The following is a 1717-nucleotide window of genomic DNA, read 5'->3' on the forward strand; positions in this document are numbered from 1 at the left end:
GAATAGAAGTCTTCCGCGGCTCCTATTCTACTTAATTTTAACAAATGTTAGTATATATTGTAAATTATTTCACCCTTAACCGTTGACCGACATAAATCTTATTCGCATCCGGGATACGATTAACTGTGGTCAATGTCTTAACGGACACACCGAATTTCTTACCAATTTTCGTCAGGTTGTCGCCCGCCTTTACGGTGTAGAATGTACCGCCGGATGGTGCGGCTCCTGATACCTTCAGGACTTGACCAACACGAATCATATTAACATCTTTAATACCGTTCACTTTCGCCAACTCCTTCACTGACGTATTATATTTCTTTGCAATTGCTGTCAATGTGTCACCCGCCTTAACGGTATATGTCGAGCCGGACGACTTGGCAGGTTTCGCCTTCACTGCGGCTTTGTTCCCGACCTTATCGTATTTCGTCAGCCCGTGGGCTTCGATTGTGGCGATAAGCTTCTTCGCATAGTTCGGGTCTGTCGCATATCCACCCTTTTGGATGGCGGCACAAGCTTGTACATAGTTCGTTTCCCCGACAACAGCCTTATAACGGTCAAGACGGTTATAGAGGTTCACAAGGTCTATGATAGAATCGCGAACAGACTTATACGCCCGGAACCCTGCTTTGATTGTTTTATCGACCCCGTTTAAAACCTCCCACGTGCCCATATGAACGGTTCCAGCGTTCCCGATACCTTTTATACCAAACAGGTTATTTGCACGCGTAGCAAGCCCGGATTTGCCCCAATTTGACTCATGTATGGCTTGTGCTGTGATAACTGAAGGTAAAACTCGACTTACACCGTATAATTTTTGTGCTTCACTTGCAACATTCTCCATGAAACTCATTCTTTTACACTCTCCCTCATTTGTTGTCTCATTTCATTTATTTGTTCGTCTGAAGCGGATTCAATCCATAGTTTTCTATCCTTCTGAAATTGCGCCCGCCAATATCCCGGCGGCTGTACGGTTGTCGCATTATCCGGTACGGAATCAGCCGGAACAATTTCAGGATAGTCGAAGATGAAATCCGAATCATATACGAATACTTGTATCATTTCCATTGCTCCAACCCTCCTAGTAAGGCACTGCCGCGTCTAATGACCAACTGGACACGGCGGACTGATTGTTTCCTGAAAAGCCGACAAACGCCAGTTTACCGTCAGTGTTGATATAAAATTTTGTGAAGCCTGTCGTTCCGTATGCTGTTGCCATGACCGCCTTTTTGTCTGACGGTGAATATGACGCGGGCAATTGTGCAAAGTCAACGCCGAGGTCACACGCCACGTCACCTTTTAGCATGAGGATGTTTCCCCAGCGGGTATACTGCGGTGTTCTTCCTGACGCCTTTGCTCCATTCAATAACGGAAGGTTATACCATGTGAGCGCCATAAAATCATTTTGTGTAAACAGCTGTCGCCAACCCCTGAATACATTGTCAGTGTGTATAACACCAATCCATGACGTATTATCATAGGAACGTGTCAGAACCAATTTCCGCAGACCGTTTGGCGCTGGTAGAATGTCGAGATAGTACCAAGAAGCGTCACCCGGTAACGGTAGTTGATTCCATCCTGTCCCATAATAAAAACCGGGTGGTGCGGTGAATATGCTGTCAGCTGAAGCCAACCGTTTCCGCATTCCTTCAGCATCCGTTAATGCATATTTCTGTGAGAAGTTTTGAACCCCGATAACATCCTGAAGCGATAGATTCGT

At 45.8% G+C, this 1717-nt stretch carries 3 protein-coding genes; all 3 read right to left on the bottom strand.

Translation table 11 applies throughout. The annotated features are described in order from the left end of the window. Positions 1–64: 64 nt before the first annotated feature. A complete protein-coding gene (locus ACFV2J_RS42385) occupies positions 65–841 on the bottom strand; it encodes a glucosaminidase domain-containing protein (RefSeq protein WP_376642730.1) in 777 nt (258 codons plus the stop codon). 5 nt (positions 842–846) lie between these two features. Further along, on the bottom strand, positions 847–1065 hold the full coding sequence (locus ACFV2J_RS42390; protein WP_376642732.1) for a hypothetical protein: 219 nt from the start codon (positions 1063–1065) through the stop codon (positions 847–849). Positions 1066–1078: 13 nt separating this feature from the next. Beyond that, positions 1079–1717: hypothetical protein (locus ACFV2J_RS42395; protein WP_385443818.1), on the bottom strand; the 639-nt coding region annotated here is incomplete at its 5' end.

Source organism: Streptomyces sp. NPDC059668, from assembly GCF_042734135.1.
Lineage (GTDB): Bacteria > Actinomycetota > Actinomycetes > Streptomycetales > Streptomycetaceae > Streptomyces.

What these genes read in the sequence shown, in the direction of transcription:
- ACFV2J_RS42385 (WP_376642730.1), bottom strand. Translation starts at nt 841, where the DNA reads ATGGAGAATGTTGCAAGTGAAGCACAAAAATTATACGGTGTAAGTCGA.
- ACFV2J_RS42390 (WP_376642732.1), bottom strand. Translation starts at nt 1,065, where the DNA reads ATGGAAATGATACAAGTATTCGTATATGATTCGGATTTCATCTTCGAC.